Origin of the sequence: Desulfomonile tiedjei DSM 6799 (assembly GCF_000266945.1) — a bacterium.
GTDB classification, from domain to species: Bacteria; Desulfobacterota; Desulfomonilia; order Desulfomonilales; family Desulfomonilaceae; genus Desulfomonile; species Desulfomonile tiedjei.
Window position 1 is genome coordinate 461992 of the sequence record NC_018025.1, and the last position, 20665, is coordinate 482656.

The window sequence follows — 20665 nt, forward strand, 5'->3', positions numbered from 1 at the left end:
AAGTCCAAATTTATCTCAGGTCGTGGCACGAAATTCTCATGGTCCCTGCTGGCTTGATTGTAGGGGCGGGCCTCGTGTCCGCCCAAATTAAGGGTAGGCGCTAGGCCTACCCCTATCGAAGATGGCGAATCGTGGCACGATTTCTTGTCAATTTGTAAATTTTGAGACAGTCTCTCCCTGTCGGCCCATTCTATCGATATCATTGATCATATTGAAGATGTGCCGGCACGGAGGCACGGCACCCACCAATATTCTTATGTTCAATCGGTCACTAATTTTGGCAACTGCTATAATTTCAATTATTGCGCTGTTTGAGATCGGGAGAGAAATCTTCCTCTAAACTGTAGTTGCCTAGCAGGAAATTCTGAGCCAATTTCGTCACGCTTTCTTCATTCTGCATGAGCATGTCCATCTGTCGCGTGTACTGGAGCAATCTGCCTATACTGTCGAGTCTGTCGAGAATAATTTCCAACTCGTATTTGTAGAATCTCGCGTCCACCCGGTCTTCCCGCACTTCCACCATAAATCCGAGTTGATCGAAAATGGAAGCTATTGCTCGGACGCGTCGGTTTCTGCGCACGTCGTCCGCTGCCCCACCCTTGAAAGAAAAGGTGATGTAATTCTTGTTCACCGCATCGCACGCGTAAGCATCCAGAACACTATAGTGATAGCCGATACGGGAGCTAAAATTCAGGTAATTATCGGATATGATCGCGTAACTCCGGTCACCAAAACGTTCCACAGGATTTGTCGTAAGCATTTGTTCCCGAACCACGGAAAAGAATCCACCGAGATCGATGGGCCGCGGCCCCTGGAATCTGAGGTCTTCATGCAACATGCCCTTTAAAAGAGCGTTGAACGGTACGGAAGTGATTTCATCCACATTGACCCAGAAGGCATATTCGGAAATTTCGGCCAAACCCCCACCGAGATCTATCAAACGCAGATCGAGAGGAATCGGTGCCCTGAGTCTGAGAGCACCAGCGCCTTCCGTATCGGAAACAGCATCACTGATCTTGAACATCTCCTGATAAGAAAGTTCATGGACGAATCGCATTACATCGTGCAGTGTTCGGCAATATTCGGGTCTGAAATTCAGAGCGCGTGGATTGACCAGATCCAGGGGAACTATCCAATCGGCGACCCTTCGCAATGTCTCATATACCGGCGTTTCCTTCATTGCGGATTCTCTTGTGACACTCAGGTTTTTCAACTCTGACACTATTCCGGAATACACTCGTGCTGAATAAGCATCCACGGTCACTTCAGTTCCTATCTTCATGTTCTTGGTTGCATCCTTTGCGCCCAAAATGGTGGGAACGCCGAATTCTCGTGCGAGCGAGGCCATATGCCCCGTGATGCTCCCAGCATCGGTCACAATGGCGCGAGCTTTCCGCATGACAATAACGAACTGTGGCGATGAGTGCTTTGCAACGAGCACGCCGTCTTCAGGAAAGTGTATCAGATCGTCATCTGATTCCACCTGGAAAACCCGGCCGAATCCTATTCCCGGGAAAGCTGTTGCACCCCCTTCGATGATGATGGGATAGCCCTCGACAACAGGAATTCCGGTTGCCCCGTCACTTTGGACCGTTTCCAAATGTAGCGGACGTGTCTGCAATACGAAGAGATTCCGCTGGGAATCCACTGCCCATTCCACGTCTTGAGGATACTTGTAATGCTTCTCCAGGCGCAGTCCGTATTGTGCTAGAGCCTTGATCTGCTCGGAACTCAGGCATGGTTCATTTTGTTTTCCGACTTCGACCGCTATTTCCTTCAGCCCGGTGCCCTCATCGGAGACGAGCTGAACAGGTTTGTGAGAAATGTTCGATTCCTCGACAGAAAATCCGTTATTCTTTGCTACTCGGTAGGTATCAGGAGTTATGATCCCGTCTACTGCATACGGTCCGAGTCCCCACACCGCTTGAATGAGAATGTTGTCGTCAGTAGGGTTGCTCGGGTCCAACGTAAACATGACACCGCTGGCAACCGATTCCACCATTTCTATGCATGCTACACTCATAGCGATGTCTTCATCACGCATGCCTTTATTGAGACGGTAAGAGATGGCGCGAGGAGTGTACAGGCTTGCCAATATCAGCTTATAAGTGTCCAGAATTTTCTCCCGGGGAACGTTCAGGACCGAAAGATACTGGCCTGCATAGGATAGTTCGCTGTCTTCTCCGATGGCACTGCTTCTCAGAGCAACTTTCGGTTCTACGGGATACCCCCGGGATTTCGAAATTTGTTGCGCCATGTCAGCATATGCTGAAAGGATTGCATCCTTCAACTCCTCGGGAATGCCGGCGGTGATGATAAGTCGCTGGATCTGTTCGCTTACGACATTCACTGCCGCAGGGTCCTGAGGATCCAGATCCATGCGCATTCTGTTAATTTCGTCTATGAGGTCGTTTTGTTCGAGGAAAAATTGGTAAGCTCTGGTGGTTATCGCAAATCCTTCTGGTACGGAAAGGCCGACTTTATTCCGCAATTCTCCAAGATTCGCGTTTTTCCCGCCAACCCAGTCGACCATTTCCTTGGAAATGTGTGAATAAGGCAGAATCCAGGTGGATACGGGCAATTCTTTTCTTTTACCCAATTCTTCTTTAATCGCCACATTGATGCTTTCGACTCTGTCGAACAGCATCGGATAAATATGGCCCGAAAGGTCGTCAAGCGCCTTCACCATCTTCAATGTATGAAATACTGCCCGGCTTGCCTGAGAACGTATGTAGGACATGCCGAAGACTTCCTGCCCTCGGAGTTTCAGCTCGAAGTCGGTGATAATGGTCAGCATTTCAGTGTTTGAGGCCAGGAGATCCTTAAAGCAGGCATATCTGAACCGAAAGAGTCTGGCGACTTTTTCCCGAGAATCGGCCGAGTCTCCGAATCGCCACTCCTTCAGCTTTTTGAGAAAACTCTTGAGGATTCTGGTCATGTCTCCCCATATTGAACCGGCGTTCTTCTGCAGGTCGAATGAGAAGCAATAATTGTACCTTAAATCAGTGGAGTAATTACCACAAGATTTCTCTTTGCGAATGCTTGTGCTTCTTTCAGACCCACCTCATAATCGTGTTTCTTACTGTGCGGCCTCCGTTCGTTTTTCCCATCGATATTCTGCGCGTTTTTTACATCCTGTAAAGAAAATGGACACGAAGGAAGCCTGTTGATTCGGTCCAGAAATCCTCACTTTTTCAAAATGTAAATCGGCAAGACATCCTTCAGGCGCTTGCCAGGAGCGAGTTTTAGCCCCCATCATTCCGGCAAAGAGAGCGGATCAGTGTTACCGCCTCAATGAGAACTATCTTGACTGCAAGTCCGTGTCAGTTGACAAATCCAAAATTTCGGTTCGAATATCCAGCAATTGCACAATCCACTAGCCAAAAAGGTTCACAAAGTCGTACTGCTAGGAAAACGGCTCCTGGAAGTAGTTCTGTCGCCTACCAACAATCCCGGAATGAAAGAAACACTATTTAAATCAGTCTTTTTCGAAAGCTTTCGTTGACACGGTTCAGAGATCGAGACTATCATTGTGCTAAGAGTTGTGTGAAGGTTGAAAATGGACGAAGAGAGCGAACCTATATTCAGGACAGACGAAGAAGATACGCATCGAACGGATACCTCCTCCGGCCTGACCAACCTGTTCACGAAGGAGGTGACCGCTTCGGGCAGCTTCCGTATCAGGGAAGTTCATCGGACTTCCTTTGGTAAATTGCTGCAGGCTCTGCCTCTTCCCGCCATTTTAATAGACAGCGCAACTCGGATACTGTTCGCCAATGAAGGGTGTGCCCGTTTTACTCCCAATTACCACAGGATAATAGGACAATCCTATTCAGATCTGTTCCCTGATTCTCAAGAAGCCCAGCAGTGTTTTGAGAGGGTTTATCGTCACAGGAAAATGGAATCCTGGGTCGGCACTCTCCGTATAGCAAATGTCGACCGGTGGGTTCGTGCTCATCTTCGTTCGGTAAGACTGGGAGAAGGAAGGCTGCTTCTCCTGCTCGTGGAAGATTTGACCCTTGAACGGGAACGTCTCTTTCTCAATGAAAAATTCAGGAAACTCTTCAACATCTTCCCTGCCGGTATAGCCGAATTCGTGCTGAGCGAACCGGTCCCCAGGAAACTGCCTGAAGCCGAACTCCTTGCGTCCATCATGAATGCTGAAGTTTCCGGAGGAAACGACCAGTTCGGCAGACTTCACGGATTCAGTGGCATTGAAGAATTGAGAGGCGTTCGGCTCCGGAGATTCGTACCAGTGGAAAGCGATTTTGAACGGCTTTTCATGAGATGGGTACGAAACCACTGTTCTTTCTTATCCTCTGAAACAAGTGAGTTTTCGAAAGATCAGGGACTCCGGCGTTTTGAAATCGATCTGATTGCAGGATTCAGAAATACTATGCTGGAGTCGTTCTGGCTGATAAAGCGTGATTTGACTGCTCGTATCAGCGCGGAACATGCTCTGCGTGAAACGGAAGAACGTTTTCGGGCTCTCTTCGAAAATACCCCCGACATCATATTCATCAAAGACTCGGAGCTAAGATATACGCACGTGAATCCGGCCATGGAAAGAATTCTTGAATTGCCGGCTTCTCGCATCATAGGCCGAACCGCTACGGAACTTTTCGGCAGGGAAAATGATGACTTGATGAAGGACGTTGAGCTGCGGGTCTTGAACGGCGAGATTGTTGATGAAATCGTAACCTTTCCCATGAAAGGTATGAAGACCACATTCCACATGATCGAAGCGCCGATGAGGGATAACTACGGCAATATCATCGGTCTCTGCGGGATAACACGAGACATAACGGACCGCCAAATGGCGGAAGAAAAATTCCGAGGCGGTTCGGGGAGAAACAGGGTTGCAGCGCCGGATTATCCCTCCGCGAGCATGAGGTCGGCCTTGAGCTTGGCGCTTCAGGCGGCGGTAACGGACAGTACGGTCCTTCTCACAGGAGAAACGGGGACCGGCAAAGATTATATGGCCAAGTTCATCCATGATAATTCGCGGAGAGCCTTTGGTCCGTTTTTCTCCATTAACTGCGCTGCAGTCAGCTCTGAATTGGCAGAATCAGAGCTGTTCGGTCATGAAGCTGGAGCTTTTACCGGAGCTGTGCGAAAAAAGCGCGGCCTCCTGGAACTCGCGGACGGCGGAACACTGCTGCTGAACGAAATCGGAGAACTCTCGCTCCTGCTCCAGGCAAAACTCTTGACCTTTCTTGACACTCGCTCTTTTACCCGAGTCGGCGGCGAAAAAAACATCAGTATCAATGCAAGACTTCTTGCCGCAACCAACAGAGATCTCCGTCAAGAGGTGCAGGCAGGACGCTTCAGAGGCGACCTGTTTTTTCGGCTGAACGTGCTCTCTATTTGCCTTCCTCCTTTGAGAAAACGTATGGAGGATCTTTCCATCCTGGTGAAAGAAATCCTGGAAGACATAGCACGGGAGATCAGGCTACCGGAAATTCCCACTCTGGATGAACACACTATGGCCAGCCTGGCAAAGTACCACTGGCCGGGTAACGTCCGAGAATTGAGAAACGTCCTGGAGCGAGCCGCCATATTGTCCAAACACGAAAAAATAAGTCTTTCCACTGTTGGACTGTATTCCCAGGAAGAAGACTGGACGTATGCGGTCAGCTTCCCCAAGAAAAGATCACTCCAGGATCTGACGAACGACTTCCGAAAAGCCATGGTCCTTGAGGCACTTCGCAGATCCAAGGGGAAAAGGCAAGAAGCCGCTCGTCTTCTGGGGATTACCAGGTATTCGCTGAAACATTATATGAAAGTCTACGGCCTCGGTGACGAATAGTCCCAACCCCCGCCAAATCCTATACGCGTCACTTCGTGTTGCTCGCATGAAACCATCAATATCCATGAGCGATGTGGTTCGTTTCGTTCACCAGCACCTTACGTTGTCTCTATTGGAGATTGTCAAGAACTCCGACATTTATCCCGTGCTCTATAGTGTTTCTCAAAAGTTTTGAAGCAATCCGATACCAGCACTGAAGAGTATCAGTAGCGCCCGGCGTCCCTGCCGGGCAAAACTAGTTGATTTGTTTGCATATTGTCCACCGGCACGGAGGCCGGTGGCTAGTGCGCCTGTGAGCGTACTTGATCAGAGAGGTGCAAGTCCTCTCCAGGTATACCTTCTCCGGCCTGTAACCGACTGTAACTGCGTCGTCGTGAGGCGGGGTGGAGAGCAACAGGAGGTGAACGACCAGTCCGTAGGATAACGAACCTGTTTCGGCCGGGTGGTTTCGGCGAGCCTGCTAGCCTATGGCGAAGCCTAGACCCGTGGTTGGGAAGGCATTGAGTTGCCGAAGTACCAGTGCGGGAGATCTGTCGAGCTGATGGGTAAGGTGTAAAAGCGATGACAGAGGGCCACCAGGTGGTTGGGGACGGAATGGTCTGGACGGTTGAGTACGTGAAGCAGGGAGATCTGTGTGCGGGAGAGACACACACAGAAGTCAGAGCCTCCATAGTAGCGTTGAGACGCCGTAATGGGCGAGGAGCAAAGGGAGGCAGGAAGGTGGGTGCGCAACAGTCAGAAACGCGGAATATACACCGGTATCGAGTGGCCGTTTGGCCTAGACCGCCGGAGACATCCGCTGCTATCAGATGGACTAACCGTGTATTACGCTGACACCGCACGCTGGCTACCTCTGTAATGGAGGAGAAGGCTTCGAGTCTTTCGCCACATCTGGATGTTCTCTCGTCTGCATCCTCTGCGTGGTTAGTCAGTCCCCTCGGGGGTGAACCACCGACTGGAGAGCCGTATGCGGGAGATCCGCACGTACGGTTCGGAGGGGGGAGCGCCGGGTAACCGGTCGTTCCTACCCCTATCCAAATTCGAGGAATCGCTCTTCGCAATTCGCGATTACTTTTGAGAATCAGTATAAAACAAGGTACTAGTGGGGGCCGGCGTCCCTGCCGGCCCATTCTATCGATATCATTGATTATATTGAATGTGTGCCGGCACGGAGGCACGGCACCCACCAACAATCCCTAATCTTCAATCGGACACTAATTTTGGCAATCAGGAGAAGAACATGCACGATATTTCCGATAAAAATCTGAAAAACGCCGCCCGAATGATGCGCGAAGCAGAAAAAATAGTCGTCTTTACGGGCGCAGGAATTTCCACTGAATCGGGGATCCCTGATTTCCGGTCCCCTGGAGGGATATGGTCCAGGTACAATCCAGATGACCTGACGTATCAACGCTTTCTTTCCCATGAAAAATATCGAAAGCTGTACTGGGAATACGACCGGTCCAGGTACCCTGCCATGAGGGATGCCGTTCCCAACCCGGCTCACAAGGCTATCGTGGACCTCGAGAAGAGCGGTAAGCTTCTCGCGCTGATAACGCAAAATATAGACGGGCTTCACCACAAGGCGGGGAGTTCACCCGAAAAAATTTACGAACTGCATGGAACCGTGTTGGAAGTCACGTGCCTGGATTGCCATCGCCGTTGGCCCAGAGAGCACATTACTGACGAGATGGACCGTGAAGGTGTGGAGGTGCCGTACTGCAAACATTGCGGAGGGCCTCTGAAATGCGCGACCATCGCGTTCGGTCAGGCTCTCCCTTCAGATGTCCTGGAAGCTTCTTTCGATCATTCCCGAAATTGCGATCTGTTTTTAACCGTGGGATCGTCACTCGTGGTACAGCCCGCTGCAATGCTTCCCCTGGAGGCAAAACGACGAGGGGCCAAACTGATCCTGGTGAATCTTTCCGCCACCCCCTTCGATGACTATATGGACGAAATTCTGCTTGGAAATGCGGGACCGATACTGCAGGCTTTGATGGAAGAGTACAATAAGTAGAGTTTTTCGTACAGCAAGAAAGCCCGGAGACGAAACGTCTCCGGGGACATATCCATGTTTCGAAGTGCTGTACGATTAACGTTTGGAGAACTGGAAACTCGCTCTTGCAGCCCGTTTCCCGTATTTTTTGCGCTCTTTTACTCGTGAATCGCGGGTCAGAAATCCTGCGCTCTTGAGGATCGATCTGAAAGACGGGTCGACGCTGAGTAATGCTTTGCTCAAACCATGTTTGATGGCTCCCGCCTGCCCTGAAAGTCCTCCGCCATGCACACTTGCCACTAGGTCGAAACGACCCACAGTCTGCGTGAGTTCAAATGGCTGCAGTATGACCATGCGGGAGGTTTGGCGGCCGAAGTACGTGTCCAGGGGACGCTCGTTTACAACGATGCTTCCGTTACCCGGCTTGATCCATACTCTCGCTATGGCGTTTTTTCGTTTTCCTGTCGCGTAGAAGCGATCCTCACTCATGTTGATTCTCCAGGATTAAATCTCGTATGTTTCCGGTTGCTGGGCAATGTGTGGATGAGTCCCTTCCGCGTAGATCTTGAGCTTCGTGAGCTGGGCGCGTCCGATGGTATTTTTCGGGAGCATGCCGCGCACTGCGTGCCTCAAGACACGGTCCGGTTTTTCCTTGAGCATTTTTTCGGCCTTGGTGGCCTTTATGCCTCCGGGATATCCACTATGGGTATAATAGGTTTTCTGGCTCAGTTTTTTCCCGGTAAGGCGCACCTGTGCAGCATTCACGATGATGACGAAATCACCGGTATCCATATGAGGAGCAAACGTAGGCTTATGCTTTCCCCTGAGGATTCTGGCGGTTTCCGCTGCGACTCTTCCGAGCACTTTGTCCTTGGCGTCTATAACGAACCACTTTTTTTCTACTTCCCCTTTTTTGGGGGTCCAGGTCTTCATGTAGCACCTCTCCACACGTGTAAACACTAATTTTTAGCAGGCCCCTTGTCTTCTGTCAAGGGAAAACGAGCACATTTGGCAATCATTCAGAAACGAGCGGGAGCTAGGAATTTTGTTCCCTGGAAGGGCCTGAAGAAACCTTTTCCCCGCATACCTGAATGATTACCACGTTTGTGTAAGATTCAGCTATGCGGCTCCCGATACAAGATTCCACATTTTTGCGTATTTGGCTTGACAGGTTCGCAAAGCAATGGTTTAATGGCTTGTTATTGTTCAGGAGGGCTTCACATGTACGCCATTGTGCAAACCGGCGGAAAACAATACAAGGTTCAGTCGGGAGATCATCTTAAAGTCGAAAAGATCGCAGGCGATCCCGGGTCGGAAGTTACTCTGGATCAGGTGCTCGCAATCGGCAGCGCCGATACGATCAGTCTGGGAAAACCACTCGTGGCCGATGCCGCAGTCAAGGCTACCATAATGAGAACTGCAAGAGACCGCAAGATTTTGGTCTTCAAGAAGAAGCGGCGACATGCCTTCAAGAAGAAACAAGGTCACAGACAGTGGTACACTCTGCTCAAAATCGAATCCATAATGACCGGTACCGCTATGGAAGCTACCAGCTAATATTTTACATATTTGCTACTTTCGAGAACTCCGGGATTTCGGAAAACTCTCACTCATTAAGGACAGGAGGAATGTACTATGGCCCACAAAAAGGCAGGAGGAAGCTCTAGGAACGGTCGGGACAGTCCCGGTCAGCGCCTTGGAGTGAAACGCTTCGCCGGGCAGCTCGTCAGGGCCGGCAATATCCTGGTCCGACAAAAAGGGACAAGCATACATCCCGGAGAGAACGTCGGAATGGGACGGGACTATACTCTATTCGCCAAAATTGACGGGATCGTAAAATACGAACGAAAGGACCGCGACCGGAAACGAGTGACCATTTTACCGGTTTCCGTGGAAGCTTCAGCGGCAGAATAGCAATTGCTCGTGGTTCCGGATGTACTTGCTGCGCATGAACAGAAGTACTCCGGACGCGATATCAAGCCGAAATAGTCCGAAGCCTCACCTCTGAAATCACCACCGATTTTCCGCTCGCAGCAACTCCATTTTGAAATTTGTAGATCAAACGCGTATTACCGTCCTTGCGGGAACAGGCGGCCGGGGCTGTCTGAGTTTCCGAAGGGAGGCGTACGTTCCGAAGGGCGGTCCGGACGGCGGTGATGGAGGGAAGGGCGGGGACGTCCTGCTCGTGGCTGACGAGTCTCTCAATACCCTTCTGGACTGTCAATATCAACAACTGTACAGAGCGCGGAACGGCACGCATGGAAAAGGAAAAGATCAACACGGCCGGGCTGCTCCGGATCTCGTGATTCGGGTGCCGGTGGGCACTCTTGTCAAAGATGATACTACCGGCGAGCTTCTCGCAGATTTGGATCGACCCGGGAGTACGCTCCTGGCAGTCCGGGGAGGCCGAGGCGGACGCGGCAATGCGCGGTTTGCAACATCACGAAACAGAGCTCCAAGACGTTTTGAAGAAGGGCAGCCCGGGGAAGAACGGTCACTCCTTCTGGAATTAAAGCTCATCGCGGATATTGGACTCGTAGGATTGCCGAACAGCGGAAAATCCACGCTTCTCTCGCGAGTGAGCAACGCCACACCGAAGATCGCGGATTACCCGTTTACCACGAAAGTCCCCGGTTTAGGAGTGGTGCGCGGCCCCGGTGGCCGCGATTTTGTCATGGCCGATATACCCGGGCTGATTGAAGACGCGCACAAAGGCGCAGGAATGGGAGATCGGTTCCTCCGCCACATCGAGCGTACCCGGGTATTATTGCACCTGGTGGACCCTTCTCCGCTACTCACCCCCACGCCGTTGGAACGCTTTCACATTGTCATGAATGAGCTTGCTTCTTACCGGAAGGATTTGGTAAAGCTGCCCATGATCGCGGTGGTGACCAAAATGGATCTCCCTGAGAACGCCGGTCCGGCCGAAGACCTTAAGAATGAACTGGAACATCTGGGACTCTCGGTTCATTTGATTTCGGCAGCCACCGGAACTGGAGTAAAGGATCTGCTGCGACATGCCGGAAAGCTGCTAAAGAAGACTCGTGAGCAGGAATGAACGCAACCGTACGAAAAGAAGTTCTTTCATGTGTCCGTCGAGTAGTCCTGAAGCTCGGATCGAGTGTCGTCACCTCCAAGAAGGGCCTGGATCGAGGAATCATCCAGAGCATAGTGGACGACATTTGTGAGTTCAAAGCTCAGGGCAAGGAATTCATCGTCGTTTCTTCCGGTGCAGTCGCAGCGGGAGTGAAGCGCCTGGGACTCAAGGGTGGAGCGCGAACAATCCCTCAAAAGCAGGCTGCAGCATCCGTCGGCCAGAGCCGGTTGATGGCTGCTTACGAAGAAGCCTTTGACCGGCATGGGGTGAAGGTCGGGCAAATGCTGCTTACAAAGGATGACCTGACCCACAGACGGCGCTACTTGAATGCGAGAAATACGCTCACTACATTACTTTCGCTAGGGGTTGTCCCCATCGTGAACGAGAATGATACCGTGGTTGTGGATGAAATCAAATTCGGAGACAACGACAATCTCTCTGCTCTGGTAGCCACACTGGCCGACACGAATCTTCTTCTGACACTCACCGATATAGAAGGCTTCATGGATTGCGATCCACGGACCAATCCGGAAGCGTGCCTCATTTCTCTCGTAGAGGATCTCACCCCGGAGATCAAAAATCTGGCAGGAGACACTTCCTCGGGAGTAGGTCGAGGGGGAATGGCCTCAAAAATGGAGGCAGCCGCAAAGGTTCGTTTATCGGGTATTCCCATGATAATCGCATGCGGTAAGATCCCTCACATCGTGAAAAAAGCTATGGAAGCGGATCTGTGCGGGACGCTCATCATGCCCGCGAAGGAGACCATTTCCGCTCGCAAACACTGGATACGCTACAACCTGGAACCTGAAGGCGAATTGATCGTGGACCAGGGAGCTGCAGCGGCAATCACTCGGGCAGGCAAAAGTCTCCTTCCTATTGGAGTGATCGAAGTCCGCGGGGAATTCGAACACGGTGCATCCGTCCATGTTGTCGATACTATTGGACAAAAACTTGCCGTGGGACTGGTGAACTATTCCTCCGATGAAATGCATAAAATATTGGGCCGACAGACCGCCGAAATAGACTGGATCCTCGGATACCGGAGAAATGACGAGGCTATCCACGCAGACAATCTCGTCGTGCTGAATCAAAGCGAAGCCATTTCGGGGAAGCCCTTCTTGTCAAAGAAGATTCCAAATGGGTAACCTTCACTGAAGTACAGAATCCGATGAATGCCCCCTCCGGGGCTTGAGACCTTTTTCCCGGATCACTGTTTGGATGTCCGAATGGATTGCGCGAGGTTGAGTTTCTTGTAAAATGGGGTTATAATCATTAATATTTCTTGTGAGGTAATGCAGATATGGTTGAGTTTTTGGCGGTATATTTCACGTACATAATTGAGAAGTTAGGGTATTGGGGTGCGGGCTTTCTCATGGCTCTAGAGAGCATGGTTGCTCCGGTTCCCAGTGAGCTGGTCATGCCGTTCGTGGGATTTCTCGCTGCCGAGGGCAAGTTCACGCTTGAGGCTTCGATTCTCGCCACATCCATAGGTTCCATTGTCGGGTCGTTGCTGTCGTATTATATGGGATATCTGGGGGGCAGGCCTCTCGTGCTCAGTGTCGGCAAGTATTTGCTTCTCAACCGGGAGCATCTGGAATGGACCGAGCGTTGGTTCGCGAAGCACGGCTCATGGACGATTCTGGCAAGCCGGTTCATACCTGTGGTGAGGCATCTGATATCCATCCCTGCAGGCCTTGGCAAAATGCGGCTGCTTCCTTTCTGCCTGTACACTCTGATCGGTGCAACTATCTGGAACACGTTCCTCCTCTTGTGCGGTTACAAACTCCGTCAAAATTGGACTCTTGTTCAGCAATACTCCCACGAAGTGGACATTATCGCTGTAATAGTATTGGCTATAGCGGGAGTGTGCTTCGTGATCATGCACGTAAAGCGCTCCAGAGTCCCCGCCATCGCTAATCCCGAATGATTAATACCTATTCGCTTTTAAAGAAGTAATATTTGAGGAACCTTTTTTGTAAGAAAAGGTTCCTCAAGCTCCTCCAAAAAATTTTCAACACTTGCTTAAGTCATAGTTTTTCCTATGGAAAAACTATGACTTATACCGATTCTCGAAAGTAATCACGGATTGTGAAGAGCAGTTCCCAGCAATTGGTAGCGCCGGCCTCCGTGCCAGCGAACAATTCACCAAACAAATCAATAAGTTCTCACCGGCAGGGACGCCGGCGCTACTGATTCTTCTCATTGCAGGCATTGGATTCCGTCAAGACTTTCGATAACCGCTATAAGCCAAATGCTAAAAGTTCTTGGGAAGGGGTTTGGGGAAACACTTCTTACAAGAAGGGTTTCCCCAGATTTACTGCTTAAAAGCGAATAGGTATCAACCAGAGGAAGCTTGGCTTCCACGGGCTAATTTGCCGGGAAACCAGGCTCAGGGGAGGGTTTGAGGTATTATTCTGCTCTTCTGGGGATGAGCATGTTTTTCGGTCCCGAGCCGTAAACCGTTCCGATTCCACCTGCTCGCTTCGCAGCATCTGCGGTCCCGTACGGACCGTCAACTTTCACCCACTCGGGACCCGTGGTATAGTCGACCACTGCAACCTGGCCTGTAGCGTTCTTGACTACATAAAAGCTTCCAGCCATCGCTATGCCAGTCATCAAAGCGGTAATCACTGCCAGCATTATTATGAGAAATGCTTTTTTCATAACAGCTTCTCCTTGTTGGAATTTACCGCAGTAAAAGGCAAGCGCTGTGCCACAATTTCGTTTGAGATTGACAACTTTGTTAGCTATTGTTTTTATTGATTATTAAATCTACCAGGCGTGGAGTCGTAAGGAAGCGCTGCTGCAGAGGTGATGGCCGTATGTCAGCGTCTGCTGACACAGCCTCAAAAACAGCTATTTTGGCGTCAGAATCTCATGACACACGACCGCTCTGCGTCCGAGGATGCCGACGCACCATCATGAATTGATGTATCTGTAAATGGAATCTCTCGATATCCCCAGCGCGAGAGCCGCTTCTTTCTTGTTCCCCAGCCGCCTTATCATTTCGAGGCACAGCGATCTGCGGAAATCTTCGGTCAACTCGTGAAGAGTTTTTCCCGGGCAGGATTTCACGCAAAAAAACCAATCACCTGAGAGCGCTTCGCGTATAGGAACCGAGGGTTCCAGACCGCCGCTGTCCCAGAGCATCAAGGCACGTTCGAGCACGTTGCGCAGTTCTCTCACGTTTCCCGGCCAATCGTACCGACTCAAGTCCCGGATCATGGCAGCGTCTATTACCGGCGTTTCGGTCATATGCATTTCAGACGTGATTTTGGACACAATCGCTTCCACCAGAACCGGAATGTCCTCCAATCTCTCTCGAAGAGGGGGAATGGTGATGGAGAACACATTTAACCTGTAATACAGTGGCTGAAGAAACCTTCCTTCCGAGACCTCCTTTTCCAGGTTCCTGTGAGTGGCTGCTATGATTCGTGCATCAACGCGCACACTCTTCTCTCCGCCAACTCTAAGGAAGGACCGCGTGTCCAGAAAGCTCAGGAGCTTTGCTTGAAGTACGGGGGAGAGTTCCCCAATCTCGTTCAGAAGGAGGGTCCCCCCTTCCGCCAATTCCAGGAGTCCTCTTTTACGGTTTTTCGCACCGGTGAATGCCCCGGATTCGTGTCCGAACAGCTCGGACTCGGCAAGATCCTGGGGTAATGCCGCACAGTTCACCGAAAAGAACGGGTTTCCTGAACGTCTCGAACGATCGTGAATCCAACGGGCCAGGTGATCCTTGCCTGTTCCGCTCTCGCCTAAAAGGAGGATTATTCCTTCTCTTGCGGCAATGTGAGCCGCTTTCTCCATGACCGACTCCATGGCGGCTGATAGATACTTCCACGATCCGTCGGACAACGAAGGCGAAATCCTTCTTCGCTCGGTTATGTCTCTGGATATTCCGCATATACCGTAAAGTTCGCCTTTTGAATCCCGCAAAGGTACCAGAGTGTCCAGGAAAGTCATGGGTTCACCGTTGACGGGTCTCGTATGTTCTTCTTCGATTGATTCTCCGTTGAGGACTCTGGTCTCCACTGCGCGAATATGTCTCCCTGCGGATTGTCCGAAGATTTCTTCAGATCTGCGGCCGATGATGCTGGAAGCAGGAAGTCCCAAGAGACGAGCCATCGCAGGATTCACATGAAGGTACCGGAGATCCCGGTCCTTGATGAAAATGCAATCACGGGCGCTTTCGAAAATCGCCTGCAATCTCTGCTCGTTATCACGTAACGCCTGCTCGGCGCGTTTTCTTTCCGTTATGTCCAGGATCGCGGAGACCCTGGCTGACGAGCCTTTATAAGGGATCGTTTTGCCCCGAACTTCTATAGGGACCATGACGCCATCTTTCTTTACTGCCGTCAATTCGTAGCTTTTGCTTTCATCTGCCAAGATATTGTTGAGCGTTTCACTTGAATGCTCCTTCGCAATGAGTTCAGTCACGCGCATCCCAGTCACTTCGGCCAGCTCATATCCTGACATTGCCGTTAGATTCTCGTTGGCATCGATAATGATCCCGTCTCTCGTAATCACGATTCCCTCAAACGACGAATCGGACAGAGCGCGGTATCGTTCCTCACTCTCCTCCAACGCTTGCTGCGCAATTTTGAGTTCCGTTATATCCGCGTTTGCTATTGCGCATTCTTCCACTTTGTTGTCGGGCGAATAAATGGGGTACGCGCGGGACAAAGTGTGACGGATTTGGCCGTCCTTCCTTCGCACTTCAAGCTGAATCCTCGGGCACATTTCTCCTCTGAAAACTCTCGTCACCGCATCAGCCAGTCGTTTCGCCGAGTCGCCTTCCAGGAACCTCGAACCGAACCGTTTGCCCGACACTTCGCTCAGTTGATAGCCTATGAGATCTTCGCACGATTTGTTGCAGAACAAGATCCGACCATCTTTATCCAACGTAAAGAGAGGATTCGGTGAAAATACGACTGCCTGTCGATATCTTCCCTTTTCCATGAATTCACTCTTATCGAATTCGGGGTGAACTTCAGTTATTGTCTTCGCTTCCAGCAGCCGACGCATTTCCTCGATTTCTTTCGTCAGCTTCTCAATTTTTTTGTCCTTCTCTTCCAAGACCACTTCTCCACAAAGACGAATAGCGCGGTTGTCGTTGCCTGCTGCAGCACCGCTCTCTTCGTCGAATCAACAGGAATTGTTGCAGATACGTTGAAGTCGCAGATCTTAATCTTTGGAACGATCTCCTCGATCAATCGGCCGCATGGGAATCGATCCCTTTGAGGTCTTCTGAGACGTCCACATTACGGAGAATCAATTAAGAGTCATTGTGCCGCGACGGAACATGTGTTACCGACCATTCCGGCTTTTTCCGAGAACAGGAATTCTTCTCGAATTATCAACCGTCGATCTTTCAAAGCGCAGATTATCGGAACATCCGTTTCTTGCCTTCCGGCACTCTGCCGAGAAACGCGACGTCCTGGTTTTTGATCTTTACTCTACTTCTTGTACGCAAACAACCCCGTCTCGTCCCGACGTTCCTTTTCTGTCCGATGGCCGGGCTCCTGGCGCGGTGCAAAAAATCAAGGTGGGTCACATTTTTTCCGTTAAGAGAGGTCCAAGATCAGACTTCGCACCTGCAGGTAGCTCATTCGATTTCAACTTATATGATGGAATTACGCGTTTTGCGGTGGGAACACCGACGGTGAAGTCCTGCTAACACTGCTTGAACACTACAAAAATGTACGATCAAAAAACCCTTGACTCGGATTTTGATTAGCATATACTTTTTTTATTAATAAATAATTAACCCCTCTCATGAGTTTCGTATGCCTCTTGAAGTAGAAATCGGGGTCAAGATAAAGGCCCGGCGTCAGAGTAACAAGCAAACGCTCAAGCAGCTAGCGGAAAAAGTTGGGTGCACCAGTGCATACCTGTCACAGATCGAACACGGGAAAGTGTCCCCTTCAATTGCGAGTCTGAAAAAGATCGCCGATGCCCTTCAAGCAAAGATAAGCGATTTTTTTCTCGATTCAATTACGGATGATGTGGTCCTTCGGCCTGACCAGCGCACCTTGATTTCATTGAACATGTGGAACGCAAAAATCTGGTCGCTCGTTACCGATCCCAAGGACAAACGCATGCATCCTTTTTACACGGTGATCCAGCCCGGTGGCGGTTCCCACGGTTCGTACGCTCACGTGGGGGAAGAATTCGGGATTGTGCTTAAAGGGCAACTGGAAATCGAATTGGACGGCGCCATTCACCGGGTTAACGAAAACGAGAGTTTTTACCATACTTCGTCATTACCTCATAAATGGACAAATCCGGGAACGACAGAGACTGTTGTGGTCTGGGTAATAAGTCCGCCGACCTTTTAACGAGGATCGGCTCTTCAGCTAGCCGATCGACAACATGGGATGTCACGCCATCCTTTTGCAGCTTGCAACTACGTGACCGCGCTGGATTCAAGAAATTGGCTCCAGGCGGTAATGAAATTTTGTTTTGACGTTATGGAAGCGATCCGATATCGATCATAATCGACATGCATCAAAACCGCGGTCTGCTTAAATGTGCAGCCCCTGAACACAGGTTCATCTCAAAATCCCGCAGATGGACCTATCCCCAATGGAGGAACGGACATCATGAAGAGAACCATGTTGTTGGCGTGCGCTCTGGCAATTGCGAGCATATTGCTCATTGGAAGTGGTCCGGCCACAGCAGCGGAAGGTGGAACCATCCATCTCAAATTTAGCACCTGGCATCCGCCTGCAAGCCGTGAAGTGACGACGGTCTGGACTCCAATGCTGGAAGAGCTTAAGAAGAGAAGCAACGGACGCATCACATACACCCTATACGCAGGTGGAGCTCTGGGTAAGGGTCCCGAACATTTCGATATCGTGAAAAAAGGTCTTTCGGATATGGGCTACTTTACCGCGACATGGACGCCCGGCCGATTTCCAATGACCGACGTGCTCTCTTTGGCTGCATGGGTAGACGGCAAGGAGCTTGCCACAGATATCGGTAATGCTATGAATAAGGAAATCCTGAACAAAGAATTTCAGGATGTAAAAGTGCTCGAACTCAATGGGTGTATTCAAGCGTTCCTGTGGACAACCAAACCCGTGCGCAGCCTGGAAGATCTGAAGGGTATGAAAATCAGGTCCCCGGGTGGAATGCAGACTGCTTACATCAAAGCTCTTGGCGCTGAACCCGTATTCATGCCGTTGGGTGATGTTTATATGGCGATGGATACCGGAACCATAGACGGTCTGGTCACCTGCCCGCCGCTTATTCTTGCATTCAAACTTCATGAAGTAGCCAAACATGCGGTGAAAGCCACCTTCGGTTGTGTTTCGGAAGGCGTCGTAATGAACCAGAAAACCTGGGACAAAACCCCTCCGGACCTCCAGAAGATAATCATGGAAGTGGTCGGCAATCCGTTCGCCACTACCCATGGGTTGGGGAAGAAGACGTACGCCCAGATGATGGAAGAACTTAAGGCAAAAGGCGCAAACATTTACGATCTGCCGCCCGACCAGGAAGCGAAGTGGTTTAAGGAATTCCAGGAAGCTACGAAAAAATGGGCAGCCGATCTGGAAAAACAGGGGCACCCGGCAAAAGAAGCGGTAATCATGTACAACAAGATTGCAGAAGAACACGGTACCAAGTGCGTTGCCTTTCCCCCTGAATGGGCCCAGAAAAAGTAACTCTTACGTCAGAAAAGGTTTTACGTTTACCTGTCCGGTCATTCGGTTCACAAGAAAGAATGACCGGGCATCCACTTCGCTGATGAGGTCGATAGTCGGTAAAGGCTGCGGGCAAGAAATTACGAAGAACAACCGAGGCAACAATGTATACCAGAATACGTGATGTCATCCAGACTGCCACGAGAGTGCTTGGTTATGTGGGCATGGTGTTTATCTTTCCTATGATGCTGCTGACTTCTGCAGACGCAACCTATCGGGATCTTTTTTCACGAACGATTCCGGGAGCATTTGAACTCTCCAGTTTGATGCTGTCGATCCTGGTCCTCCTCGGATTAGCCTATGCTCAGCAAATGAGAGATCATGTGCGAGTTACGTTTCTTGTCGAACGTTTGCCGGAGAAACTGGGGACAATCGTTACTATCATCACGACGCTCATGAGCATGTCCATTGTAGCAATATTGTGCTGGCAAGGAGTGGTTCTTTCTCTGGAGAATACACAAGTTTCCGACATGTTGCGCATTCCCCAGTGGCCGTTTCGCATGTTGGTTGCTGTCGGAGCTTTTTTCTTGCTCCTTGAGTTCTTCTTCGATCTCGTAGATTCCGTGCGGAGGTTGGCTGAATGATCGTAGATCCTGTAATGATAGGCATATTGGGCTCTGTGAGTGTTTTCATACTCATATTCCTAGGCATGCACATAGCCTTCGCCATGATGTTTGTGGGATTCATAGGTCTTTACATCCTGTGCGCATTTGAACCCGCAGTTGCCGCCACCGCGAGTACCATGTGGGAAGTGGCCTCATTTTATCCTTATACCGTGATTCCGTTGTTTGTGATCATGGGATCTCTCGCTGGCAGTTCGGGAATGACTCGGGATCTCTATACGTCGTTTGATAAATGGACCCGTAAAGTGCCGGGCGGATTGGCTGTTGCAACCATCGGCGCGTGCGGTGCTTTTGCTGCAGTGTCGGGCTCGTCCGTCGCAACTGCCGCGGCAATGGGAACAGTCGCACTTCCTGAAATGGAACGCTTCAAATACGATCCGAAGCTCTCAACCGGTAGTGTGGCGGCTGGAGGAACACTCGGTTTCCTCATACCGCCCGGTATCGGTTTTGTCGTGTACGGGATGCTCACGGAGCAATCAATAGGTAAGCTATTGATTTCCGGTGTTTTGCCCGGACTTCTCCTCGCTGGAGCATATGCGTCGATTTGTGTCTTGTGGGCCGTGCTTTATCCCCAAGCCGCTCCGAGAGATGTGGAACCCGTGACCTGGAAAGAGAAGCTCATTGCATTAAACGGAGTTAAAGAACCTCTTTTCATATTCCTGTTTGTTATCGGAGGCATTTACACCGGCTTCTTCACTCCTGACGAAGCAGGAGCCATCGGTGCAACGATTTTGCTCATCGTAGCCGCAGTAAAAAGGAAGCTCACCTGGCCCGCCCTGTTCGGTTCCCTGACCGGCTCAATCCGCATTTCGGTGATGGTCTTGATGCTGGTCGCCGGCGCGAACGTGTTCAGCACCTTCATGGCACTCTCCACAATTCCCGTGCAAGCTGCCAACTGGGTCACGAGCTTTGATGTCTCACGTTATGTGATTCTTGCAATGATAATCCTCATATATGTAATACTTGGATGCTTTCTGGACGCGATTTCCATGATGGTTCTCACTCTGCCGGTGGTGTTTCCAATAGTTTTGGCACTGCATTTCGATCCCATCTGGTTCGGTGTCGTCGCGGTCCTCATGATGGAAGCAGGATTGATCACTCCTCCAATGGGACTCAATCTCTTCACGGTTGCAGGAGTTGCAAAAGGCGTGAGGTTGGAAACCATAATCAAAGGGACTGCGCCGTTCCTTGGTGCAATAATCGTTGTTGCCGTCATCTTGACCATATACCCCAACATTGCGCTGGTGCTACCGAAAATGATGGGAAAATAGGAGCATTGGAGCGTATCACTGCTAGAGATTCCCTGATAGGAACGGGAATCCATTCACTATAGAAGAGATGTGAAAAATTCCCTGAAATCGCTTGACAAGAAGAGACATTAAGAGATACTTAACAAATAAAAATATACTTAACATGGTCCTGAGGTTGCCCTCT

General features: G+C 50.4%; 16 protein-coding genes. 11 read left to right on the plus strand and 5 right to left on the minus strand.

Features of this window, described 5'->3' with window-relative positions; all coding sequences use genetic code 11:
* Positions 1-295 precede the first annotated feature (295 nt).
* On the minus strand, positions 296-2938 hold the full coding sequence (locus DESTI_RS01975; protein WP_014808290.1) for a PEP/pyruvate-binding domain-containing protein: 2643 nt from the start codon (positions 2936-2938) through the stop codon (positions 296-298).
* A gap of 621 nt (positions 2939-3559) precedes the next feature.
* On the opposite strand from DESTI_RS01975, the gene DESTI_RS28285 reads away from it, so the two are divergent.
* Together DESTI_RS28285 and DESTI_RS01995 are read left to right on the plus strand one after the other, a co-directional pair.
* Positions 3560-5809, plus strand: a complete 2250-nt coding sequence (locus DESTI_RS28285; protein ID WP_014808291.1) for a sigma 54-interacting transcriptional regulator — start codon at positions 3560-3562, stop codon at positions 5807-5809.
* Positions 5810-7049: 1240 nt separating this feature from the next.
* Positions 7050-7826, plus strand: coding sequence for an SIR2 family NAD-dependent protein deacylase (locus DESTI_RS01995; protein WP_014808293.1), 777 nt, complete (start codon positions 7050-7052; stop codon positions 7824-7826).
* Positions 7827-7901: 75 nt separating this feature from the next.
* Here DESTI_RS01995 and rpsI read toward each other — a convergent pair whose 3' ends face one another.
* Together rpsI and rplM are read right to left on the minus strand one after the other, a co-directional pair.
* Positions 7902-8294, minus strand: a complete 393-nt coding sequence (rpsI, locus tag DESTI_RS02000; RefSeq protein WP_014808294.1) for a 30S ribosomal protein S9 — start codon at positions 8292-8294, stop codon at positions 7902-7904.
* A 15-nt stretch (positions 8295-8309) separates the two neighbouring features.
* Positions 8310-8738, minus strand: coding sequence for a 50S ribosomal protein L13 (gene rplM, locus DESTI_RS02005; RefSeq protein ID WP_014808295.1), 429 nt, complete (start codon positions 8736-8738; stop codon positions 8310-8312).
* A 288-nt stretch (positions 8739-9026) separates the two neighbouring features.
* On the opposite strand from rplM, the gene rplU reads away from it, so the two are divergent.
* The 5 genes from rplU to DESTI_RS02030 all read left to right on the plus strand — a co-directional run bounded on the left by rplU (position 9027) and on the right by DESTI_RS02030 (position 12829).
* Positions 9027-9362 (plus strand): 50S ribosomal protein L21, encoded by a 336-nt coding sequence (gene rplU, locus DESTI_RS02010; protein ID WP_014808296.1) that lies wholly within the window; start codon positions 9027-9029, stop codon positions 9360-9362.
* 78 nt (positions 9363-9440) lie between these two features.
* Positions 9441-9719, plus strand: coding sequence for a 50S ribosomal protein L27 (gene rpmA / locus DESTI_RS02015; protein WP_014808297.1), 279 nt, complete (start codon positions 9441-9443; stop codon positions 9717-9719).
* A 130-nt stretch (positions 9720-9849) separates the two neighbouring features.
* Positions 9850-10863: a GTPase ObgE gene (gene obgE / locus DESTI_RS02020; protein WP_014808298.1), complete on the plus strand. Its 1014-nt coding sequence runs from the start codon at positions 9850-9852 to the stop codon at positions 10861-10863.
* Positions 10860-12047, plus strand: coding sequence for a glutamate 5-kinase (proB, locus tag DESTI_RS02025; RefSeq protein WP_014808299.1), 1188 nt, complete (start codon positions 10860-10862; stop codon positions 12045-12047). The genes obgE and proB overlap by 4 nt, the downstream gene beginning before the upstream one ends.
* A 155-nt stretch (positions 12048-12202) precedes the next feature.
* Positions 12203-12829: a DedA family protein gene (locus DESTI_RS02030; protein ID WP_014808300.1), complete on the plus strand. Its 627-nt coding sequence runs from the start codon at positions 12203-12205 to the stop codon at positions 12827-12829.
* A gap of 482 nt (positions 12830-13311) precedes the next feature.
* Here DESTI_RS02030 and DESTI_RS02035 read toward each other — a convergent pair whose 3' ends face one another.
* Both DESTI_RS02035 and DESTI_RS28290 read right to left on the minus strand, forming a co-directional pair.
* Positions 13312-13566, minus strand: a complete 255-nt coding sequence (locus DESTI_RS02035; protein WP_014808301.1) for a hypothetical protein — start codon at positions 13564-13566, stop codon at positions 13312-13314.
* A 255-nt stretch (positions 13567-13821) separates the two neighbouring features.
* Complete coding sequence (locus DESTI_RS28290; protein ID WP_014808302.1) at positions 13822-15978, minus strand: sigma 54-interacting transcriptional regulator; 2157 nt, start codon at positions 15976-15978, stop codon at positions 13822-13824.
* Positions 15979-16688: 710 nt separating this feature from the next.
* Here DESTI_RS28290 and DESTI_RS02050 point away from each other — a divergent pair.
* The 4 genes from DESTI_RS02050 (at position 16689) to DESTI_RS02065 (ending at position 20502) form a co-directional block, all read left to right on the plus strand.
* Positions 16689-17240 (plus strand): helix-turn-helix domain-containing protein, encoded by a 552-nt coding sequence (locus tag DESTI_RS02050; RefSeq protein WP_014808303.1) that lies wholly within the window; start codon positions 16689-16691, stop codon positions 17238-17240.
* A gap of 264 nt (positions 17241-17504) precedes the next feature.
* Positions 17505-18569 (plus strand): TRAP transporter substrate-binding protein, encoded by a 1065-nt coding sequence (locus DESTI_RS02055; RefSeq protein ID WP_014808304.1) that lies wholly within the window; start codon positions 17505-17507, stop codon positions 18567-18569.
* 143 nt (positions 18570-18712) lie between these two features.
* Entirely contained in the window at positions 18713-19192 is a 480-nt protein-coding gene (locus tag DESTI_RS02060) for a TRAP transporter small permease subunit (RefSeq protein ID WP_014808305.1), read from the plus strand.
* Positions 19189-20502 (plus strand): TRAP transporter large permease, encoded by a 1314-nt coding sequence (locus DESTI_RS02065; protein ID WP_014808306.1) that lies wholly within the window; start codon positions 19189-19191, stop codon positions 20500-20502. The genes DESTI_RS02060 and DESTI_RS02065 overlap by 4 nt, the downstream gene beginning before the upstream one ends.
* The last annotated feature ends 163 nt before the right edge of the window (positions 20503-20665 follow it).